This is a genomic window from Mesorhizobium sp. M1365 (genome assembly GCF_040317865.1).
GTDB lineage: Bacteria > Pseudomonadota > Alphaproteobacteria > Rhizobiales > Rhizobiaceae > Mesorhizobium.
Genome location: NZ_JAMYLG010000007.1, coordinates 208814 through 229162 on the forward strand (window position 1 = coordinate 208814; position 20349 = coordinate 229162).

Sequence of the window (20349 nt, forward strand, 5' to 3'; positions counted from 1 at the left end):
GGGTGTTGCCCTGCGGCTCTGGCGTTGGAACCAGAAGGAACAAGACAATGAGCAATCAGGACAAAGGCACGGCGGTCGTCACCGGCGCCTCCTCCGGCATCGGCGCGGTCTATGCCGACCGGCTCGCCGGCCAAGGTTACGATCTGGTGTTGGTGGCACGGCGCGCCGACCGGCTGAAGGAATTGGCGGAGAGGCTCCGCTACGCGTATGGTATCAAAGTCAGCATCATCAGCGCCGACCTGGCCGAAGACGGCGATCTGCGGCGGGTCGAGCAGGCGATATCAAGCGACGACAGCGTGACGCTGCTGGTCAACAATGCCGGCCTTGGCGGCGCGCAGATGGTGGCAACGGCCGATGCCGATGTCGCCGAGCGCATGATCAAGGTCAATGTCGTGGCGCTGACTCGCCTGACGCGCGCGGTGCTGCCGGGGCTGCTGTCCCGCAACCGCGGCGCCATCGTCAACATCGCATCGGTGCTGGCCTTCGATACCTCGTTCGGCGGCATCTACAGCGGCACCAAAGCCTACGTCGTCAACTTCACCGAAGCCTTGCAGCGGGAAGTCGCCGATAGCAAGGTAGCTGTACAGGTCGTGCTGCCGGGAGCCACCCGGACCGAGTTCTGGGAAGTCGCCGGAAGCGATATTGCCAACGTGCCGCAAGAGATCGTCATGACGGCCGACGATCTGGTCGATGCGGCGCTTGCCGGCCTGGCCAAGGGCGAAACCGTCACCGCGCCCGGGCTCTCCGATCCGGCTGGATTGGAAACCTATCTTGGTGCGAGGCAAGGCTTCTTCGGCAGCCTTCTGGCCGGCAAGCCGGCGGCGCGTTACGCTGCCTGACATAGCTAAAGACTAACTTTACGCTGTCCGCCACATCGGAATGATCGAGGCGGCCAGCAGCAGGCCAAGCACGGCGTTGAGCATGCGCCACTGCCGCTCGGTTCGCAGCAACCGGGCGAGCAGCGTGCCCGCCACGCACCACGCCGCCAGCGATAGGGCCGCTGCAAGACCGAAGACCGTGCCGAGCAGCACGGCGAGCTGCAGCGGCCCGTTGGCGAGCGCGGCAAAGGATGCCGCCGCTCCCAACCCCATGGCCCAGCCCTTTGGGTTCATCCATTGCAGGCCGGCGCCGCCCAAAAAGCTGTTCGGCTTTGCCATGGCCACGTCCAGATTGGGCGGACCGCTGCGGCCGATCTTGAGGGCAAGCCACGTCAGATAGAGGGTACCGGCCATTTTCATTGCCAGTTGAAGCGAAGGGGCGGCGGCCAGCAGACCGGCAAGCCCGGCAGCACCTGCCGCAGCCACCGTGGCCAGGCCGGCCGCACTCCCGGCCATCAGCGGGATAGAGCGGCGAAAGCCGAACTGCGCACCGGACGCCGTCGATAAGGTCGTGGCCATGCCGGGCGTTGAGGTTGAGACCAGCGCGAACAGGACGAGGGGAAGGACGGGTTCAAACATGCTGCTTCCTTTGGAGCCTGCACGGTAGGCTGTTTGGCTCATCAGTAAATGCAATGTTTGCTATGGTTTGTATTAGCAAATATAATGGCCAGATGCTCCGCAATCTCGATACTGCCCTGATCCGAACCTTCGTCACCGTTGCCGATAAGGCCAGCATGACGGCAGCAGCCAATGCGTTGCATCTGACGCAAGGTGCCGTCAGCCAGCAGATCAAGCGTTTGGAAGAGGTTCTCGGCTGCAGCCTGTTCGAGCGCGACCGGCGTGGATTGCGGCTGACCCGCTCCGGCGAGCGATTATTCGGCAAGGGCAAGCGCCTGCTTTCCCTCAATGACGAGATCCTGGCGGAGATGGCGGGCGATGCAGTTGCCGGTCAGGTGCGGCTTGGCGTGCCGTACGACCTTGTCGGCACCTTGCTTGCGCCGGTGCTGAAGGCCTATGCCGAAGCCTATCCGCAGGTCGAGATCTCGCTTGTCTGTGCTTCGTCGCCAGAGTTGGCCGCAGCCTTGGCAGCCGGCACGATCGAGCTCGCGGTGATCGAGGAGCCGATCGGTCGGTCGGCCGGCGAATGCCTTGTTGTCGACCGGCTGGTCTGGGTCGGCGCCAAAGGCGGCGCCGCCCGCGGCAAGCGGCCCTTGCCGGTTTCGATGGTCGCCGAGACCTGTGCGTTCCGCCCGGTGGTGCTGGAGGCGCTTAACGAGCATGGGCTGGAATGGCGCACCGTATTCGAAAACGGCAGCATTGACGCGACGACGGCGACAGTGCGTTCGGACTTGGCCGTCACCACCTGGTTGGCGTCGACCGTGCCTGTCGACCTCGACATTTTGGCCAACGATCCGGAGCTGCCGTCATTGCCGAATTTTTCGATCAATCTGCATTTGCCGAAGCACGACGTCGCGCCGGCTGCACTGGCATTCGCGGGCCACCTCCGCGATGGGTTGGCAGGGCGACGAGAGGCGGCTTAAAAACAGCAAAAAGGACGGCCAGTGTTCAGCCGTCCTTGATCGCCCTGCGGCATCTACTTCCAGTTCTTGCGCCGCTCGATCTCGGCTTCGGACGGCTGCTCCGTGGCAAATGACCCGGTCTTGATCTCGCCGGAGCGTTCATAGCTCGCCATGATGACACCGGTGGTCGATGCCTGCGAACGGGTCAGCTTGAAGGCGGCGGGTATTGTGCCGCTGCCGAACAGTTTTTTGCCCTTGCCCAGCACCAGCGGGAAAATCAGCAGGCTGATCTCGTCGATCAGGTCATTGGCGAGCAAGGTCTGGATCAGCTCGCTCGATCCCTGAATGAGCAGGTCGGGGCCGTCCTCCTGCTTCATCCGGCGCAACGTCGCCACGACATCGCTGCCGAGCGGCTGGCTGTTTTGCCAGGACAGCGAATCCGGCCTGTGCGTCGCCACATATTTGGTGACGGCGTTGAAGCTGTCGGCGATCGGATCATTTTTCTGATAAGGCCAGTGGGCGGCAAAGATGTCGTAAGTCTTGCGGCCGAGAAGCAGCGCGAACGGTTTTGAAAACGTCTCGCCCATCGCGGCGCCCATCACATCGTCCCAGTAATGAAACGTCCAGCCGCCGAATTTGAAGCCGCCGACAGGGTCCTCTTGCGGGCCGCCAGGCGCCTGCATGACGCCGTCGAGGCTGACGAATGTTGCGGCGATGATCTTCCTCATTGGAGCTCCCTTTCCCTGATCCGTGCCGTCATGGCCGGAGTTCGAGCCAAGGACGGGCGAACGGACATTTGTCCGACAGCGGCCGGCAAATTTCTAGGACCGGGGGCAGGTGACTGCCGACCTTATCGTCTCAGCTTGGAGCCGAGAACGCTCAGCCCAAGCCAACGACCGTATCGTAGAGCAGCTTGAAGTTGAGCACCAGGATGAGCGCGGCAACCACCCAGGCCAGCACGGCGACGGCGCGGGAAATGGCAAAATTGCCCATCTTGCGCTTGTCCGAGACGAACTGCACCAGCGGTACGACAGCGAAGGGGAGCTGCATCGACAGGATTACCTGGCTGAAGACCAGCAACTGACCGGTTCCCTTCTCGCCATAGAGCGCGGTGACCACCACCACCGGAATGATGGCGATGCCGCGCGTCAGCAGGCGGCGCGCCCATTGCGGGATGCGCAGCCGCAAGAACCCTTCCATCACGATCTGGCCGGCGAGCGTCGCCGTCACCGTCGAGTTCAGGCCGGAGGCGAGCAGCGCTACGGCAAACAGGATGGAAGCGATGCCGAGGCCAAGCAGCGGCGACAGAAGCTCGAAGGCCTGGCCGATCTCGGCAACGTCATGATGACCGGTGCCGTGGAACGCCACCGCCGACACGATCAGGATGGAAGCATTGACGAACAACGCCAGTATCAGCGCGATGGTCGAGTCGGTCGTCGCCCATTTGATGGCGTCGCGCTTGCCGCGATCGGTGCGCTCATAGGCGCGGGTCTGCACGATCGAGGAATGCAGATAGAGATTGTGCGGCATCACCGTGGCGCCGATGATGCCGATGGCGATGTAGAGCATGGCCGGATTGGTGACGATCTCGGACGACGGCACGAACATCGCATGCAGGATGGAGCCGACCGGCGGGGCGGCGGCAAAGATCTGGATGGCGAAGCAGCCGAAGATGATAATCAAAAGCGCTATGATGAAGGCCTCGAGGAAACGGAAGCCCTTGTTCATCAGCAGCAGCAGCAGGAAGGCATCAAGCGCGGTGATGATGGCGCCGCCTATCAGCGGAATGCCGAACAGCAGTTGCAAGGCGATCGCCGTGCCAATGACCTCGGCCAGGTCGCAGGCGATGATGGCCAGTTCGCAAGCGACCCAAAGCATGAAATTGACTGGTCGCGGATAATAGGCGCGGCACGCCTGCGCAAGGTCGCGGCCGGTGGCGATGCCGAGCCGGGCGGCGAGTGCCTGCAGCAGGATCGCCATCAGGTTCGACAACATGATGATGAAAAGCAGCGTGTAGCCGAATTGGGCCCCGCCGGCGAGGTCGGTCGCCCAATTGCCCGGATCCATATAGCCGACCGAAACCATGTAGCCCGGCCCCATGAAGGCGAACAGCCGGCGAAGCCAGATCCCCGAGTGCGGCACCGCGATCGTTGCGTTGACTTCGCGAAGGCTGGGCTGCTCGTCGTCCTCCGGGCGGGCAAATCGCCACATGGACCGGGGGGCTGAGGTGGCTTCGGCTTCCGACATGAAATGGCTTTCCACTGGAACGATCGATGTTGTCTCCTTATCTATGCCACGGCTGAACATTATGCAATATGCTATATTTCATTGTCTGAGCTTTTTCTTGTGGCCGCTTGGCGTGCGGCCTGAACGGCAGTGAACGCCGGTTGCGCCGGCCACCGAATGGAAATAAACGGCCAGAACCAATAGGGTTCCGTGTTATGACCGCAATGTCGATTCAAACTGCCGGGAGGAGCGCGTATTGGCGCTGAAGAAAAGACCGGTTCCTCGCGAAAAGCCGCTGCCTGACGCAGAAATCCACTCGGAAGGCTTCAGGCAGACGCGTGAAGCGCGCCGCAGCGCGCTGGTCGAGGATTATGTCGAGCTCATCGCCGACCTGATCGAGGATGGCAACGAGGCGCGCCAGGTCGATATCGCGGCACGGCTCGGCGTCGCTCAGCCGACGGTCGCGAAAATGCTGACGCGGCTGTGCGCCGACGGGCTGGTCTCCCGGAAGCCTTATCGCGGCGTGTTCCTGACCGATGCCGGCCGCAAGGTTGCGGAAGAGAGCCGCATTCGCCACCAGACGGTCGAGGCCTTCCTGCGCTCGCTCGGGGTCAGCGCCGAGACGGCGCGCATCGACGCCGAGGGCATCGAGCATCATGTCAGCGCCGAGACGCTCGAAGCCTTTCGCAAGGCAATAATCGCCGCCCGCTGAAAAGCACGGCCAGCGTATCTCTTCGCGCGACTCGCTTCCCACGAGCAGGGTGAACGGCACAGACCTTGCGATGTCTCGGCCAGAGCAGGCAAGCGTCAGCAAGCATTGCTTGTTCGCACGAAAAATACTGTGACTTGGCGTAACCGTTGAGATAATTGTTGTCGTGTCCGATCGAACCGGGACACGGCCCGATCGGCCGGAAAATTGCATCACGGGGGTTGCCATGCTCTGGAAGGGCCGTCGTCAGAGTGACAATGTCGAGGACGAGCGCGGCCAGAGCGGCGGGCTTGGCGGCGGGCCGGGGCAGTTTCGCATCCCGATCGGCGGTCGCGCGGGCGGCGGCGGCATGTCGGGCATTATCATCGTAGGGTTGATTTTCCTGGCAGGGTGGTATTTCGGCTTCGACCCGAGTCAGATCCTCGATAACAGCGGCTTGCAGCCCGGCGGCGGTCAGATCACCGACAATAGCGGTGCGCAAGGCGGCGGCACCGGTGCGCCCGCCTCCGACGAGATGAAGCAGTTCGTGTCGACTGTGCTGGCCGAGACCGAGGACACGTGGACCGGTATTTTTCAGTCCGAGGGCCTGACCTATCAAGATCCAAAACTGGTCCTGTTCAGCGGACGGATCGGCTCTGCTTGCGGCTCTGCCTCGTCAGCGGCCGGACCATTCTACTGTCCCAACGATCGCAAAGTCTATCTCGACACCACCTTCTTCCAGCAGCTCGATCAGCAGTTCGGTGCCTCGGGCGATTTCGCACAGGCCTATGTGATCGCGCATGAGGTCGGCCACCATGTGCAGAACCTCGTCGGCATCCTGCCCAAATTCAACCAGATGCGGCAGAGCATGGGCGAAGCGGACGCCAACCACATGTCGGTGCAGGTCGAGTTGCAGGCCGACTGCTTTGCCGGCATCTGGGCGCATTTCACCGGTCAGAAAGGCATCTTGGAACAGGGCGACATGGCGGAGGCACTGAACGCCGCCAAGCAGATCGGCGACGACACGCTGCAGAAGAAGATGCAGGGCTACGTCGTGCCGGAAAGCTTCAACCACGGCACGTCGCAGCAGCGGCAGACCTGGCTGGCGCGAGGCTTCCAGAACGGCAAGCTTTCGGACTGCGACACGTTCAACAACCCGATCTGAGCCGACGGTTTTCTCGTAATCCGAGAGACTGGATCGCAGTCAGGGGATGTCAGGATGAAAGCACTCTGCCCGTTCCCTCATTGTTCCCAGCGATGTGCTCGCCTATAAGGTGTGTTCCCGTTAGCTTGGGCGGCCCGAGGAGATACCATCATGATAGACCCCAAAACCGCCAGGCGGGGCCTTGCGCTTGTTTTCACCACCCTGCTGCTCGACATCATTGGCTTCGGCATCATTATGCCGGTGCTGCCGGCCTATCTCAGGGAATTGACCGGCGTCGGCATCAGCGAGGCGGCTATCGAGGGCGGCTGGCTGTTCTTCGTCTATGCGGCGATGCAGTTCGTTTTCGCACCAGTGATGGGCGGGTTGAGCGACCGGTTCGGGCGGCGGCCTATCCTGCTTGCCTCGGTGCTGACGTTCGCTATCGACAATCTGATCTGCGCTATCGCCTGGTCCTATCCGATGCTGTTCATCGGCCGCGTGCTGGCCGGCATTTCCGGCGCCAGTTATTCCACGACATCGGCATTCATTGCCGATATCTCGACCGACGAAAATCGTGCGAAGAATTTCGGGCTGCTCGGCATTGCTTTCGGCGTCGGCTTCGTCATCGGGCCGGTTCTGGGCGGGTTGCTCGGCACGTTCGGGCCGCGTGTGCCGTTCTATTTCGCTGCCGGGCTTGCTTTCGCAAACTTTCTGATCGCGCTGTTTCTGTTGCCGGAAACACTTGATAACAAGCACCGTCGCCGCTTCGAGTGGAAACGCGCGAACCCGGTCGGCACGCTCGTCCAGATGCGCAACTACGAAGGTATCGGCTGGATCGGACTTGTCTTCTTTCTGATGACGCTGGGGCACATGATGTATCCTGCGGTCTGGTCGTTCGTCTCCAGTTATCGCTATGGCTGGAGCGAACAACAGATCGGCTTCTCGCTCGGCGCTTTCGGCCTGTGCGGGGCGATCGTCATGGCGACAGTCCTGCCGCGCGTGATCCCTAAGCTCGGCGAGTGGAAGACGGCGGTAATCGGTCTGGCATTTACCGCACTCAGCGCCTTCGGCTACGCCTTCGCGTCACAAGGCTGGATGATCTATGCAGTGATCGTCGTCGGATGTCTCGAGGCGTTGGCCGACCCGCCGCTCAGAAGCCTGGCGGCCGCCAAGGTGCCACCTTCCGCCCAGGGCGAACTCCAAGGCGCAATGACCTCGATCTTCTCGATCACGTCGATCATCACACCGCTGCTTTATACGGCGATCTTTTCCTGGTTCACGGGCCCGAACGCGCCCGTGGTTTTCGGCGGTGCCCCCTATCTGCTCGGCGCGATTTTCCTCACGCTGGCGCTCGTCGTCTTCGTCACCAGGGTGGCCAAGCCGACGCCGAAGGAAGTCAAACGCATGCACACGCAGGAAGCCGTGACGGACGGGGCTTGATCGGCGCCGGGAGCCCGGCCGGCGCCGTCAATCAAATCCGTTTTTACGCAATGCGCTAAACACGCTCGGCCAGTGCCGGCTCGCCGCGCTTTTCGCGGATGAGATTGACGAAGCGGCGAAACAGATAGTGCGAATCCTGCGGGCCGGGCGAGGCTTCGGGATGATGCTGGACCGAGAAGACCGGCCTGCCGGTGAGCGCAATGCCGCAATTCGAACCGTCGAACAGCGAGACATGGGTTTCCTCGACGCCGCTCGGCAATGAGTCGGCGTCGACGGCAAAGCCATGGTTCATCGAGACGATCTCGACCTTGCCGGTGGTGTGGTCCTTGACGGGATGATTGGCGCCGTGGTGGCCCTGATGCATTTTTGCGGTCTTGCCGCCCAGCGCCAGCGCCAGCATCTGGTGGCCGAGGCAGATGCCGAAAAGCGGGATTTCGGTCTTCAACAGATCCTGGATAACCGGAACGGCGTAGTCGCCGGTGGCTTCCGGATCGCCAGGGCCGTTGGATAGAAAAATGCCGTCCGGCCGCATCGCCAGGATCTCCTCGGCGCCGGTTTTTGCCGGCACCACGGTGACCTTGGCGCCGAGGCCGGCCAGCAGGCGCAATATGTTGCGCTTGACGCCGTAGTCGACGGCAACGACGTGCATCGACGGATCAGCCTGTTCGCCAAAGCCCTCGTTCCAGACCCAAGGCGTCTCGCGCCAGACTGATGACTGGCCGGAGGTCACCTCCTTGGCGAGATCAAGCCCGATAAGCCCTGACCATGCGGCGGCGCGGCGCTTGAGGTCATCGATGTCGAAGATACCGTCGGGCGCGTGCGCGATGACGGCATTGGGCATGCCCTTTTCGCGGATCAGCGCGGTCAGCGCCCGCGTGTCGATGCCTGAAAGTGCGACGATGCCGCGCTTCTTCAGCCACTGGTCGAGACCGGTTCCGGCCCGGTAATTCGACGGGTTGGTGACATCGGCCTTGAACACGGCGCCGACGGCGCCGGCGCGGGCCAGCGGGTTGAGGTCTTCGGTGTCTTCGTCATTGGTGCCGATATTGCCGATATGCGGAAAGGTGAAAGTGACGATCTGGCCGGCATAGGATGGGTCGGTGAGTATCTCCTGGTAGCCGGTCAGCGCGGTGTTGAAGCAGACCTCGGCGACGGCGGAGCCGGCGGCGCCCAGACCACGGCCCTCTATGACAGTGCCGTCGGCCAGCACCAGCAGGGCTGTCGGCCTCTCGCTGGCCCAAGGGGGGGTCGACGCGGCTGTCATCGTAGCCATGGCGGCACTCCTAAAGGTTGCGCCCTCAGTCGGCGCAACAAAAGGCGCGAAGCGGCGATCTCACAGCCTCGGCGCGCTAGGTTTTCATTTGTGCCTGTCGTTGCCCAAAACCGCTGCGCATTTTTGGGCGACGTGCACTAGAATTCAATTTCATGCAAGGCCCAGTACATAGGGGAAGGCGCCAAGGCGGTCAATGATGCCGCGCCGTGCGAGCCTAGATTTATTTCGTCGAATAATATCAGCGGTTTGCCGGACGCTATCGAGTTTGCCTTGAGCTATCGGCACGACTATTGTCCGCCGCATTCGAAGGAGAAAGCACCATGCGAGGCAAAATCGCCGAATCCCTGAAGAGCGCGATGAAGTCGCAGGACAAGCGCCGGCTGCCGACATTGCGGCTGATCCAGGCGGCCATCCATGATCGCGACATCGCCAATCGCGGCGCCGGCAAGGAGCCGGCGAGCGATGACGAGATCCTGCAGATCCTGGCCAAGATGGTGAAGCAGCGCGAAGAATCGGCCAAGGCGTTCGATGACGGCAAGCGGCCGGAGCTTGCAGCGCAGGAGCGCGACGAGATGGCCATCATCCGCGACTTCCTGCCGACGCAGCTGGGCCAGGCCGAGACGGAAAGCGCCGTCCGTTCCGCCATCGCCGAGACTGGTGCCAGCGGCGTCAAGGACATGGGCAAGGTGATGGCGGCGCTCAAGGAAAAATACGCCGGCCAGATGGATTTCTCCAAGGCGAGCGGCATCGTCAAGAGCCTGCTGCAGTAAGCCGCCGAAGGCCCTTGCCGTCGCGCCCGCAATCCGGCAGCCAAAAGCTCGCGCCCGTGATCGAACTCGTCAAACCGGCGTTTGAACACCTGCCGTCCTACAAGGCGGCCCTCGAGCGCGGCTGGTCGCCGGACAATGTGCGGCTGCTCGACGCGACGCGCGAGCAGCTTGCGGCTATCGAAAAGGATCCAGCGACTTTCCTTGGCGATCTCGACGATTCCGATGGCAAGGGACCGCCGATCACCTTGCCCGACGGTTCGACGGTGCCGCGGCTGCCCGGATTCCGGCGCTGGATCTGGGACGGGGAAGTCGCAGGCTCAATCGGCCTGCGCTGGCAGCACGGCACCGCGTCGCTGCCGTCGCATGTGCTCGGCCACATCGGCTATGCGGTGGTGCCGTGGAAACGGGGACGCGGCTATGCGACCGAGGCGCTGCGGCTGATGCTGGTGGAGGCGAGGGCGGTTGGCCTGCCCTTCGTCGAAATCACCTGCAAGCCTCACAATGTGCCCTCGCAGAAGGTCGTTCTGGCCAATGGCGGCCGGCTGGTCGGGCGTTTCTTCGAGGACGCCGCCTATGGCGGCGCGGAAAGCCTGCGCTACCGGATCGATCTGTAGCCCTATTCGGCGGCAGCCGGCAGCGGCGGCGCAGCCCGGCTTCGCCATTCCCAGACATGCGAGGCAAGCGCAACCGCGACGGCGACCAGCATGGCGATCGCGCCAACCACCGGCAGGCTGCGATAGCCATAGCCGGCATTGAGCATCGCCGCGCCGAGCGATGCGGCGAGCGCGATGCCGACATTGAAGCCCGACGGGATGAGCGACGAGGCAAGGTTGGAGGCGTCCGCGGTCCAGGTCAGGATGCGGGTCTGGATCGGCGTGCCGATGGCAAAGTTGAGGCCGCCCCAGACGAAGATCGCTATCACCATCGGCAGCGGGTAAGGGCCGACAGCGTAGATCAAGGCGAGCATTGCCGCCTGTAGGAAAAGCATGGCGATAAGCGACGGCATCAGCTTCCAGTCGGCGAGCCGCCCGCCGACAAAGACGCCGATCGTTGCGCCGACCCCGTTGAGCAAGAGCACCCAAGGTATCCATTTCTCGTCGAGGCCGGTGACCTCAAGCAGCGTCGGCGTGATGTAGGTGAACAGGCCGAACTGGCCGATCATCAGCATCAGCATAACAATGAGCGAGGTCCAGACCTGCTGGCGTGCGAGCACACGGACCTCGCTTCCAAGGCTCGCCGACGGGCTCGACGATCCCGTCTTGCGCGGCAGCAGGGCGCCGACTGCCGTGAAGGCCACCACACCGAGCGCGCACATCACCCAGAATGTCGCACGCCATCCCCAGATGTTGCCGATTGCCGTGCCGGCCGGAACGCCGATTACGTTCGATACGGTGAGGCCGGACAGGATCAGCGCCACCGCCATGCCGCGCTGGTCTTCGCGCACGAGGCCGACGGCCACCACCATGGCAACGCCGAAATAGGCGCCATGCGCGACGGCCACCGCTATCCGCAACAGCAGCATCGAGGCGAAGTCGGGCGCCAGCGCACAGGCGGCCTGGCCGATGGTGAAGGCTGCAGTCAGTCCAAGCAGCAGGGCCTTGCGGGAGAAGCTTTTGGTGGCGAGCGCCAGCAGCGGGCCGCCGACTGCAATGCCGCCGGCATAGCCGGAAACGAGATAGCCGGCGGTCGGGATCGCGACGCCAAGGCCCTCCGCCACCTGCGGCAGCACGCCGGCGATGACGAATTCGGTGGTGCCGAAGGCGAAGGCGGCAATGAACAGGGCAATGAGGGGGAGCATGGCGGAAAGGCGATCCTCGGATAAGGTCGCCTCAAACCACGGATGAGGGCAGCGGGCAATCCAGAAATTGTCGACGCCGCTTTAGCTTTTCTTGATCGCCGGTCAGGCGTCCGCGCGGAGGCAAGAGCTAGGCGGCTGCCTTCCTCCCGTAAGGAATTTTCAGCCACGCACGTTCGTGAAGATAGTAGAGCAGCGACTTGGTGACGACCTCGGTCAGGCCGATGGCAGCGGCGAGCTTGATGCTTCCGGTCACGACGAGCGAAATGATCATCGTGTCGATGGTGCCGGTGATGCGCCAGGAAAGCGCTTTGGCGAAGCTGCGAGAATGGGTGTCCATCGACTTTCCTTCCGGTAGATGCGGCGATCTTTAGCCGACAGACAGGAGGTGGCGCAAAGATAATTTCTGCGCATTGGCCCACAGCAATTTTCATAGGCGATGTTCTAAAGCTTCCCGGCCTGTGGATGCAATCTATCCGGCCTTCAGCCGCGAACCGGTGAGCAGGCCACGTTCTTCAAGAACGGGATAGGCCATCGAGGCGAGCAGCGAGTTGATCTGCTTGAGGTCGCGAATGGTGTCGAGATGGATGGAACTGGTCTCGACACTCTTGGCGGTGCCGTCGCGCAGCCGCACGAAATGGCTCTGGCTGGTTTCCTTCTCGCGGTCGCGCAGCCGGTCCTTTTCCAGCACCAACTGGCGAGCGGTCTCCGGATCGCGGGACACCAGCACGTTGAAGGCAAGCCTGGCATTGGCAAGCACCAAGGCATGGAAGGCGCAAAGCTCACGCCAGCCTTCCGGCGTGAACTCCAGCCCACGCTCGAATTTCTTCTTCACGTGGACCAGCATGTTGCGCACGATGATGTCGCCGACCTGCTCCAGCTTGACGCAGGCGCCGATCAGTTCCTGGCAACGCAGCGCCTCGTCCTCGCTCAGCGGGTTCTTGGTGACCCTGGCCAGATAGAGCTTGATCGCAGCGTGCTTCCTGTCGACACGGTCGTCGAGTGCGGCCAGCGCGCCGATCTTGTCGGCATCGGCGCTCTCATAGAGCTCGATGATCCGTTTCAGCATGATCTCGACCGTTTCGCAGACCCGCACCACCTCGCGGGTGGCGTTGGCCAATGCCTGGCTCGGCACGTCGAGCGCACTTTCGTTGAGCGCCGAAAGCTCGACGACGTCGAGCGCGTTGGCGGCCTGGGGCTTGGTGCCCAACGCCACGATCCTTTCCGAGGCGCGATAGACCAGGCTCGCCAGCGGTAGGCCGGCGACCAGGATCAGGATGTTGAAGACAATGTGGGCATTGACGATCTGCTCGGGCACCGTGCTGCCCAAGAAGGCGACCGGCGGCTTGAACGTCAGGAACAGGATCAGCATGATCAGCGAACCCATGCCGCGCATCAGGAGATTGCCGATCGGCACGATACGAACGCCGGGTTCTGCGTTGCGGGTTAGAAGCGGCGCGATGATCGAAGAGCCGAGATTGACACCCAGCACCAGCACGATACCGAGTTCGGGCGGGATGAAGCCGCGGCCGGCCAGCGTCACCATCAGCAGCACCGCGGCGATCGAGGAATGGAACAGCCAGGTGATCACCGCCGCCAGAAGATAGGCGGTGACAGGATCGCCGGAGAAGTAATCGACGATGAGCGGCATCAGCGTGCTCTGGCGCAGCGGCTCCGACGCCTGGCCGATCATCTCCAGCGACAGAAGCAGCAGGCCGATGCCGACCAGGATGCGGCCGAACTGGCGCCAGTCGCGCCGCTCGGTGGCCATGAACATGACGGTGCCGGCGACCAGGCAGATCGGCACCAGCAGCGACAGATCGAAGGTGAGCAGCTTGACTACCAGTGCCGAGCCGATCTCGGCGCCGCGCACCGCAAGCTGGCCCGACATGCCGCTGACAATACCGGAGCCGGCGAACGAGCCGACCAGCAAGGTGACGGCGGTCGAGCTTTGCAGCGCGACAGCCAGGCCGCAGCCGGCCAGAACCGCCATGAACGGATTGCGCATTGTGGCGCGCAGTTTGTGGCGCAGCACATCGCCATAGGCGCGCTCGACGCCGGTCTTCACCAGACGGGTGGCAAACAGCATCAGTGCGACCGCACCGGCCAGGTGCAGCAAGACGACCGAGCCACTCATGCCAGGCCCCGCAACGCGACAGGTGCCAGCGACGCGGGCGCGGTGAAGTCAAAGAGGCAAAAGTGGGCGCGAATCGTGGACATTGCAGAGGTTGATATTACTCCGATTTATTTTAGCCGAATAATAAATTTTGCCCGCTTCGGACGCGTGTTGCCACGCGACGGGGCGTGTCGGAAATGGATGGCTGACAAAATGGTTGCATAGCCTGCGGAGTTGCGGCGGGTCATGCGTCCATTCTCGGACGCCCGCTTTAAAGGTAGCGCTGAATTAGTCGTTATAAAGGTAAGAAATCATTACGAAAACGTAATCTCGGTGTTCAGTTTCGGTTCATCCTTCCGGCTCTATTCCGTAGGCATCGACAACCAAGGAGTACCCGCCATGAAACGCATCGTTCTTTCCGCCATTGCCTTCTCGATGCTGGCTGCAACCACCTGGCAGGGCCAGGCCGCACCTCTGAACACACCAAACGCGCCGCAGTCGAACTACAGCCAGGTCGACTGGCAGAAGCCTGGCAGGCATGTCGACGTGAACAAGCATGTCGACGTGAACAAGCATGTCGACGTGAACAAGCGCGTCCTAGTGAAGAAGAAGATCGTTGTGAAGCGCAGCCATTGGCGCAACGGCCAGAGATATTCCAGCTGGAAGCGTCACCAGCCGATCCGCGACTATCGCCACTATGGCCTGCGCCGTCCGGGTCCCGGGCAGGAATGGATCCGGGTTGGCAATGACTATCTGCTGGTCAGCGTTCTTTCCGGCTTGATCTTCGGCGCCATCGCCACGCAGTGACCGCGGAACGTCTGACCGGCACGGCGCTGGTCAATGAAAGAGAGGCGGCCCGCCAAGGCCGCCTTTTTTCATTGGTCCATCTTGATCCTAATTCAGCGCGGCCGAAAGTTTCACGGTTCCGCTGAAATACTTCGCCGAATCGGAGCCGATGCCGCCATAGCTGGTGGAGAGGCCGAGACGCATGCCGCCCGGCATGCGGGTATCGATGCCGGCTCCGACGCGGCCATGGAAATTGTCGGCGCCGCTTTCGGTCGCTGTGTCGCTTATGTCGAAGACGCCGTCGAGCCGCAGGTTAAAGTCGAGGGTAACGTCGTCATCCGTGACATGGCGATAGGAAACGCCGGGGCCGAAGGCGATCTGGCCGAGGCCGGCGGTGACGGAGGGAATGGGGACGTTCAGGCCGTCGACATAGGCTCCCGATTTTTCCTCGAAATAGGAGAAGCGCGCCCGCGGCGAGAAGGTCCAGGCGTCATATTGCCATTCCCCTTGCAGCGTGGCGCTGACCATCCAACGGCTGGCGTCGAAGCCGTCGGTGTAGGTATCCATGGGGCTGACGCTGTTCGAGGATGTTCCAGCTCCGGCGAGCAAATCGAAATACAGATTGTCAGTCAGCCGAGCGGTCAAATAAGGCCCGGCGATCCAGCCGGTGCCCTCGGCGGTTCCGCCGCCGCTGCCGGTGAAGCCGTCGGTACGATCGATCTGGACGAAGGCGCCAACAAGCAGATTGCGGCTGACCAGATAGTCGGCGCCGAAGGTTGCGAGGGCGAATTTGCCGTCTTGGTCATTGATGTCGAAGCGGCTGTAAGTGCCTTCGAACCAGATGTCGAACAGGCTGTTGGCATCTTCCCCGCCAAGCCGCCGCATGGAGGCAAGGCTTGCGCTGACATTGACCGAGTTGGTGTCGGCCATGCCGGGCAGGTACGCGAGCAGGGTGGCCACTGGGCTGCCGCCGCCGGCGACGCCGTCGAGCCGGTCGATGCGGCGCTGGATGTCGGGCTGGTTCTCCAGAATGAGGCTGGCGCGTGTCTCCATGAATTCCTTGATGAGCGCCGTGGTATTTTCGCGTGAATTGGTGCTGGCGAACGTGCAGACGACGCTTTCGCCGGGCGCCAGGTTGATCACGGCCGTGCGGTTCGCCACATTGCCGACGGAATCGCCATCGTTGCAACTGATCGAGGTCAAGGCGAAGCCGGCGGCGGTCATGTCGGCGGCGGTGACGCTGTAGGAGCCGGTCTGCAGCGAAACGGCCGGTCCGTCGCCGGAGCCGCTGCTGGTGGCGATGGTGAAGTTGAGGCCGGGCGCCGGCGAGGAGAAGCCGAAGGAGCCGTCGCCGCTGTCGGTGGTCTGGCGGATGGTGATGGAGCCTAGGGCGTGGACTTCCTGGGCGAGCGCGCTGGAGGTGCTTGTCGCGTTGTTCGCGTCGCCATTGTAGGTCGCGACGACCTGACGGGTGCCGACCGGGAGGGCGGACGTCGTCAGGGCGGCGGTACCGCCGGCGAGCGCGACCGTAGCAGCGGGCGAGCCGTCGACACTGAAGGTGACCGTTCCGGCCGGCGGCGGATTGCCGGGAGCCGAAACCGTTGCCGTGAAAGTGACCTGATCGCCCTGATTGGAAGGGTTGAGGCTGGAAACGACCAAGGTGGTGGTGCCAAGCTTGTCGATGGTCACCGAATAGGCCTTGGAACCGGATTTCCCATTCTGATCGGTTGCAACTGCGGTGAAGTCGAATGTGCCGGTATTGGTCGGGGTACCGGAGAGCAGACCGGTCGCGTCGAAGCTGATGCCCGACGGGAGGGTTCCGGACGTCAGCGCGAAAGTATAAGGCACCGCGCCGCCGCTGGCCGCAAGCTGTTGCGAATAGGCCTGGTTGTATACGGGGTTTGGCAAGGATGCCGGCGTCAGCTCGACGGTCGGCTCGGCAATGATCAGCGTGTAGGATTTCGAACCGATGAAACCGTTTGCGTCGGTTGCCGCCACGACCAGGTTGAACGTGCCGGTATTAGTCGGGATTCCGGAGAGCAGACCGGCCGCGTCGAAGCTGATGCCCGACGGGAGGGTTCCGGACGTCAGCGCGAAAGTGTAGGGCGTCATACCGCCGCTGGCCGTCAGCTGCTGCGAATAGGCCTGGTTGTAGACCGGACTGGGCAATGACGGCGGCGAGACCGTGATCACGGGCGGTGTAAAGGTGACCGTGTTGTCGGTGCTGGTCGAGGCTTCGTTCGCATCGACGGCGGCATTGGTTGCCACGCCGGCCGGTATTGTGGCCACGACGGACCCTGAACCCGTCATGCCGCTGACCGCGACGCTGAAAGTGCTGCCGGAGCCGGTGACGACAGCGATGGTGGCGCCGGCGGTGCCGGAAAGCACAACGTCGCTGCCGCTGAAGCCGGTCACCGGCTCGCTGAAGACCACGTCGAAGAGGATTGGCGACGAACCGGTCGGATCGCTCTGGCCGGCAGCCTGGTTGATGGTCACTGTCAGCGGCGGTGGCGGCAGATTGTAGGTGACGGTATTGTCGGTGCTGGTCGAGGGCTCGTTCGGATCGACGGCGGCGTTGGTCGCCACGCCGGCCGGTATTGTGGCCACGACGGACCCCGAACCCGTCATGCCGCTGACCACAACGCTGTAGGAGCTGCCGGAGCCGGTAACGGACGCGGTGGTGGCGCCGGCGGTGCCGGAAAGATCGACGTCGCTGCCATTGAAGCCGGTCACCGGCTCGCTGAAGACCACGTCGAACCGAATTGGTGAGGAACCGGTCGGATCGCTCTGGCCGGCAGCCTGGTTGATGGTCACTGTCAGCGGCGGTGGCGGCGGCAGATTGTAGGTGACGGTATTGTCGGTGCTGGTCGAGGGCTCGTTCGGATCAACGCTGGCGTTGGTTGCCACGCCGGCCGGTATTGTGGCCACGACGGAACCTGAACCCGTCATGCCGCTGACCAAAACGCTGTAGGAGCTGCCGGAGCCGGTAACGGACGCGGTGGTGGCGCCGGCGGTGCCGGAAAGATCGACGTCGCTGCCATTGAAGCCGGTCACCGGCTCGCTGAAGATCACGTCGAACCGAATTGGTGACGAACCCGCCGGATCGCTCTGGCCCGCTGCCTGGTTGATGGTCACCGTCGGCAGCGCGAACGCCGCGGTCGGCACGAGCACGAGCACTAGAATGGCGGCAAGGGTGCGCCTCAGCGTTGCGAACAAAAGCAGGAAAATCGACGACAACGGAAAGGAAAGTGCGGATAACGGCAAACGCCGCAGTCGCATGGTGACATGCGCATCCAGAGCTACGGTCACCCCGTCCCCCAAAATCCCCCGACCGGCGGGCCTGCTCTCTACGGGCGCTGAATTCCGGACGAGTCGCCTTTGCTTATGATCATCTAGATTGGCGAGTTCATGCAAAGTCAATCTTGAAGCCACGGGTCAGGTAAGCTTGAGACTATTCCCGCTGCGGTGTGGCAGCCACGCAACGTCAGGCGCCTGGACCCCTTGGCCCTGTGAAAACCGGGTATGGTTCCGCATTAGGAGTCGTCGGGCTTCGCCGGCGTGATTATATGGAGGCCAAACGAGCTGTCCCCCATGCGCTTTCCGCCTGCTTTCCTCGACGAGATCCGCGACCGCGTGCCGATTTCTTCGGTGATCGGCCAGCGCGTCGCGTGGGACAGGAAGAAGACTAACGCGCCGCGCGGCGACTATTGGGCGTGCTGTCCCTTCCATGGCGAGAAGAGCCCGTCCTTCCACTGCGAGGACAAGAAGGGCCGCTACCATTGCTTCGGCTGCTCGGTTTCGGGCGACCATTTCAAGTTCCTAACCGAACTTGACGGGATGAGCTTTCCTGAAGCGGTCGAGAAGATCGCCGACATGGCCGGCGTGCCGATGCCGGTTCGCGATGCCCAGGAGGAGCGGCGCGAAAAGGAACGCGCCAGCCTGACTGACGTCATGGAGATGGCGACGGCGTTCTTCCAGGAACGGCTGCAGGGACCGGAAGGGGCAAAGGCCCGCGCCTATCTGCGCGACCGGGGGCTGACACCGGCGACGCAGCAGTCTTTCCGCCTCGGCTATGCCCCCGACAGCCGCAATGCGCTGAAGGAGCATCTTGCCGCCAAGGGTGTCCCCAAGGCCGACATCGAGGCGTGCGGGCTGGTGCGCCATGGCGACGACGTCCCGGTTTCCTACGATTGGTTCCGCGACCGCATCATGTTCCCGATCCCGGATTCCAGGGGCAAGATCATCGCCTTCGGCGGGCGGGCACTGGCGCCGGATGCGCCGGCCAAATACATGAACTCGCCCGATACGGAGCTCTTCCACAAAGGCAACGTGCTCTACAATTTCGCCCGTGCGCGCCAAGCGCTCGGAAAGGGGGCGCTGGCCAAGGGCGGCACGGTCATTGCCGTAGAGGGCTACATGGATGTGATCGCGCTGGCGCAGGCCGGCTTCGAAAACGTGGTGGCGCCGCTCGGCACCGCGTTGACTGAAAACCAGCTCGAACTTCTATGGCGCATGGCTGGCGAGCCGGTGCTGTGCTTCGACGGCGACCAGGCCGGGTTGAAGGCAGCGTGGCGCGCCGCCGACATGGCGCTGCCGGCGGTCCAGGCAGGCCGCTCCGTGCGCTTCGCCCTGCTGCCGGAGGGCAAGGATCCCGACGATCTGGTCAAGGGTGACGGGCCGGATGCGTTCCGCGCCGTGCTTTCCGAGGCACGGCCGCTGGCCGACCTCTTGTGGATGCGCGAGACCGCCGGCGGCATCTTCGACACGCCGGAACGGCGGGCGGAGCTCGAAAAGACGCTCCGCGAACTGACCAGCCGCATCCGCGACGAGAGCCTTCGTTATCACTACCAACAGGAAATGCGCGAGCGCGTACAGAGCTTCTTCGGGACCCAGCGCGGACGCCAGGGACGTCAGGACGGACGGCCAGGTGAGCGCTTCCCGGGCAGGGTCTCAGCACCCGGCGGACAGTTTGCACGTGGCGGCAATGCCGGTGGGCGCACCGCGATCACCGAAAGCCTCGGCCGCTCGGCGCTGGTCAAACGCGGCGGCGAGGGCATGTCGGTGCGCGAGGCGACGATCATTGCGGCCCTCGTCAACCATCCCGTGCTGATCGACGAGAATTTCGCCCATGTCGAGTTCCTCGATCTCGCCAATTCCGATCTGAAGCGGCTGCATGCGGCCATCCTCGACGCTATGGCGCACGATATGGCCAACAACCGCGAGGCTGTAATCGCGACGATCGAGCGGGCCGGCTGCGGTGAGATCTGGCAGCGCGCGGTGGCGCTGATCAAACGTGCGCGGCAATGGCCGGCGCTGGAAACGGCAGCACTCGACGATGCTCGCGATGCGTTCAGCCAAGCTCTCCACTTGCAGCGCAGCGCGCGCACCTTACATAAGGAGCTGAAGCAGGCGGAAGCAGCGCTCGCCAGCGATCCCACGGACGAAAATTACCGGCACCTGGTCGAAATCCAGGCGCAATTTCGTGATGTGCAGGCAACGGAAGCGCTGATCGAAGGGTTTGGCGTATCGTCGGGCAGAGCTGGGCGCGTTTAGATCGAAGCCTCCAGAAGACTGAAATGTAAGGACGTGCTTGCGCGTTGAATCAAGCGTGCGGTGCTCTAAGTCGGGTAATTGATTCGCTTTTTTCATGCGAATCATGCGAGAGGCGCTTGACCTTCCGGCAGAATGGCGGAATCAGGTCGATTCGAAACGT

Annotated in this window: 17 protein-coding genes; 9 read left to right on the forward strand and 8 right to left on the reverse strand. The window is 63.0% G+C overall.

Going from position 1 to position 20349, the window contains the following annotated elements; genetic code table 11:
* The first annotated feature begins 47 nt into the window (after positions 1-47).
* Positions 48-839, forward strand: a complete 792-nt coding sequence (locus NKH04_RS11780; RefSeq protein WP_352683601.1) for an SDR family NAD(P)-dependent oxidoreductase — start codon at positions 48-50, stop codon at positions 837-839.
* 18 nt (positions 840-857) lie between these two features.
* Here the strand turns inward: NKH04_RS11780 and NKH04_RS11785 are convergent, their stop codons facing one another.
* Positions 858-1457, reverse strand: a complete 600-nt coding sequence (locus NKH04_RS11785) for a LysE family translocator (RefSeq protein ID WP_352683602.1) — start codon at positions 1455-1457, stop codon at positions 858-860.
* Between the two features lie 92 nt (positions 1458-1549).
* Between NKH04_RS11785 and NKH04_RS11790 the strand changes: the two genes are divergently transcribed.
* A complete protein-coding gene (locus NKH04_RS11790) occupies positions 1550-2419 on the forward strand; it encodes a LysR family transcriptional regulator (protein ID WP_352683604.1) in 870 nt (289 codons plus the stop codon).
* 53 nt (positions 2420-2472) lie between these two features.
* Here NKH04_RS11790 and NKH04_RS11795 read toward each other — a convergent pair whose 3' ends face one another.
* Together NKH04_RS11795 and NKH04_RS11800 are read right to left on the reverse strand one after the other, a co-directional pair.
* Positions 2473-3126 carry a dihydrofolate reductase family protein gene (locus NKH04_RS11795; RefSeq protein ID WP_352683606.1) on the reverse strand — a complete coding sequence of 218 codons (654 nt, stop codon included), beginning with the start codon at positions 3124-3126 and terminating at the stop codon, positions 2473-2475.
* 151 nt (positions 3127-3277) lie between these two features.
* Positions 3278-4645, reverse strand: coding sequence for an Nramp family divalent metal transporter (locus tag NKH04_RS11800; protein WP_352473938.1), 1368 nt, complete (start codon positions 4643-4645; stop codon positions 3278-3280).
* A 235-nt stretch (positions 4646-4880) separates the two neighbouring features.
* On the opposite strand from NKH04_RS11800, the gene mntR reads away from it, so the two are divergent.
* The 3 genes from mntR (at position 4881) to NKH04_RS11815 (ending at position 7896) form a co-directional block, all read left to right on the forward strand.
* Positions 4881-5336 carry a manganese-binding transcriptional regulator MntR gene (gene mntR, locus NKH04_RS11805; protein WP_023678308.1) on the forward strand — a complete coding sequence of 152 codons (456 nt, stop codon included), beginning with the start codon at positions 4881-4883 and terminating at the stop codon, positions 5334-5336.
* A gap of 223 nt (positions 5337-5559) precedes the next feature.
* Positions 5560-6477, forward strand: coding sequence for a KPN_02809 family neutral zinc metallopeptidase (ypfJ, locus tag NKH04_RS11810; RefSeq protein ID WP_352473939.1), 918 nt, complete (start codon positions 5560-5562; stop codon positions 6475-6477).
* Between the two features lie 150 nt (positions 6478-6627).
* A complete protein-coding gene (locus NKH04_RS11815; RefSeq protein ID WP_352683610.1) occupies positions 6628-7896 on the forward strand; it encodes a TCR/Tet family MFS transporter in 1269 nt (422 codons plus the stop codon).
* A 55-nt stretch (positions 7897-7951) separates the two neighbouring features.
* Here the strand turns inward: NKH04_RS11815 and carA are convergent, their stop codons facing one another.
* The gene (carA, locus tag NKH04_RS11820; protein WP_352541094.1) at positions 7952-9169 is read right to left on the reverse strand and encodes a glutamine-hydrolyzing carbamoyl-phosphate synthase small subunit; all 1218 of its coding nucleotides are present in this window, start codon (positions 9167-9169) and stop codon (positions 7952-7954) included.
* Between the two features lie 320 nt (positions 9170-9489).
* Here carA and NKH04_RS11825 point away from each other — a divergent pair, with 320 nt between their 5' ends.
* Complete coding sequence (locus NKH04_RS11825) at positions 9490-9939, forward strand: GatB/YqeY domain-containing protein (RefSeq protein WP_292658734.1); 450 nt, start codon at positions 9490-9492, stop codon at positions 9937-9939.
* 56 nt (positions 9940-9995) lie between these two features.
* Positions 9996-10553 (forward strand): GNAT family N-acetyltransferase, encoded by a 558-nt coding sequence (locus NKH04_RS11830; protein WP_352473942.1) that lies wholly within the window; start codon positions 9996-9998, stop codon positions 10551-10553.
* Between the two features lie 2 nt (positions 10554-10555).
* On the opposite strand, the gene NKH04_RS11835 is transcribed toward NKH04_RS11830, so the two are convergent.
* The 3 genes from NKH04_RS11835 to NKH04_RS11845 form a co-directional block, all read right to left on the reverse strand.
* Positions 10556-11737, reverse strand: a complete 1182-nt coding sequence (locus NKH04_RS11835; RefSeq protein WP_352922848.1) for an MFS transporter — start codon at positions 11735-11737, stop codon at positions 10556-10558.
* Positions 11738-11864: 127 nt separating this feature from the next.
* The gene (locus NKH04_RS11840) at positions 11865-12074 is read right to left on the reverse strand and encodes a DUF2061 domain-containing protein (protein WP_292658743.1); all 210 of its coding nucleotides are present in this window, start codon (positions 12072-12074) and stop codon (positions 11865-11867) included.
* A gap of 132 nt (positions 12075-12206) precedes the next feature.
* Positions 12207-13871: a Na/Pi cotransporter family protein gene (locus tag NKH04_RS11845; RefSeq protein WP_352816167.1), complete on the reverse strand. Its 1665-nt coding sequence runs from the start codon at positions 13869-13871 to the stop codon at positions 12207-12209.
* A gap of 378 nt (positions 13872-14249) precedes the next feature.
* On the opposite strand from NKH04_RS11845, the gene NKH04_RS11850 reads away from it, so the two are divergent.
* Positions 14250-14657 carry an RcnB family protein gene (locus NKH04_RS11850; RefSeq protein WP_352922845.1) on the forward strand — a complete coding sequence of 136 codons (408 nt, stop codon included), beginning with the start codon at positions 14250-14252 and terminating at the stop codon, positions 14655-14657.
* An 87-nt stretch (positions 14658-14744) separates the two neighbouring features.
* On the opposite strand, the gene NKH04_RS11855 is transcribed toward NKH04_RS11850, so the two are convergent.
* Entirely contained in the window at positions 14745-17945 is a 3201-nt protein-coding gene (locus NKH04_RS11855; protein WP_352969032.1) for a putative Ig domain-containing protein, read from the reverse strand.
* Positions 17946-18227: 282 nt separating this feature from the next.
* Between NKH04_RS11855 and dnaG the strand changes: the two genes are divergently transcribed.
* A complete protein-coding gene (dnaG, locus tag NKH04_RS11860) occupies positions 18228-20189 on the forward strand; it encodes a DNA primase (protein WP_352771682.1) in 1962 nt (653 codons plus the stop codon).
* Positions 20190-20349 lie beyond the last annotated feature (160 nt).

What these genes read in the sequence shown, in the direction of transcription:
- NKH04_RS11815 (WP_352683610.1), top strand. Translation starts at nt 6,628, where the DNA reads ATGATAGACCCCAAAACCGCCAGGCGGGGCCTTGCGCTTGTTTTCACC.
- NKH04_RS11780 (WP_352683601.1), top strand. Translation starts at nt 48, where the DNA reads ATGAGCAATCAGGACAAAGGCACGGCGGTCGTCACCGGCGCCTCCTCC.
- NKH04_RS11845 (WP_352816167.1), bottom strand. Translation starts at nt 13,871, where the DNA reads ATGAGTGGCTCGGTCGTCTTGCTGCACCTGGCCGGTGCGGTCGCACTG.
- NKH04_RS11825 (WP_292658734.1), top strand. Translation starts at nt 9,490, where the DNA reads ATGCGAGGCAAAATCGCCGAATCCCTGAAGAGCGCGATGAAGTCGCAG.
- ypfJ (WP_352473939.1), top strand. Translation starts at nt 5,560, where the DNA reads ATGCTCTGGAAGGGCCGTCGTCAGAGTGACAATGTCGAGGACGAGCGC.
- NKH04_RS11835 (WP_352922848.1), bottom strand. Translation starts at nt 11,737, where the DNA reads ATGCTCCCCCTCATTGCCCTGTTCATTGCCGCCTTCGCCTTCGGCACC.
- dnaG (WP_352771682.1), top strand. Translation starts at nt 18,228, where the DNA reads ATGCGCTTTCCGCCTGCTTTCCTCGACGAGATCCGCGACCGCGTGCCG.
- NKH04_RS11785 (WP_352683602.1), bottom strand. Translation starts at nt 1,457, where the DNA reads ATGTTTGAACCCGTCCTTCCCCTCGTCCTGTTCGCGCTGGTCTCAACC.
- NKH04_RS11840 (WP_292658743.1), bottom strand. Translation starts at nt 12,074, where the DNA reads ATGGACACCCATTCTCGCAGCTTCGCCAAAGCGCTTTCCTGGCGCATC.
- NKH04_RS11850 (WP_352922845.1), top strand. Translation starts at nt 14,250, where the DNA reads ATGAAACGCATCGTTCTTTCCGCCATTGCCTTCTCGATGCTGGCTGCA.
- NKH04_RS11795 (WP_352683606.1), bottom strand. Translation starts at nt 3,126, where the DNA reads ATGAGGAAGATCATCGCCGCAACATTCGTCAGCCTCGACGGCGTCATG.
- NKH04_RS11800 (WP_352473938.1), bottom strand. Translation starts at nt 4,645, where the DNA reads ATGTCGGAAGCCGAAGCCACCTCAGCCCCCCGGTCCATGTGGCGATTT.
- NKH04_RS11790 (WP_352683604.1), top strand. Translation starts at nt 1,550, where the DNA reads ATGCTCCGCAATCTCGATACTGCCCTGATCCGAACCTTCGTCACCGTT.
- carA (WP_352541094.1), bottom strand. Translation starts at nt 9,169, where the DNA reads ATGGCTACGATGACAGCCGCGTCGACCCCCCCTTGGGCCAGCGAGAGG.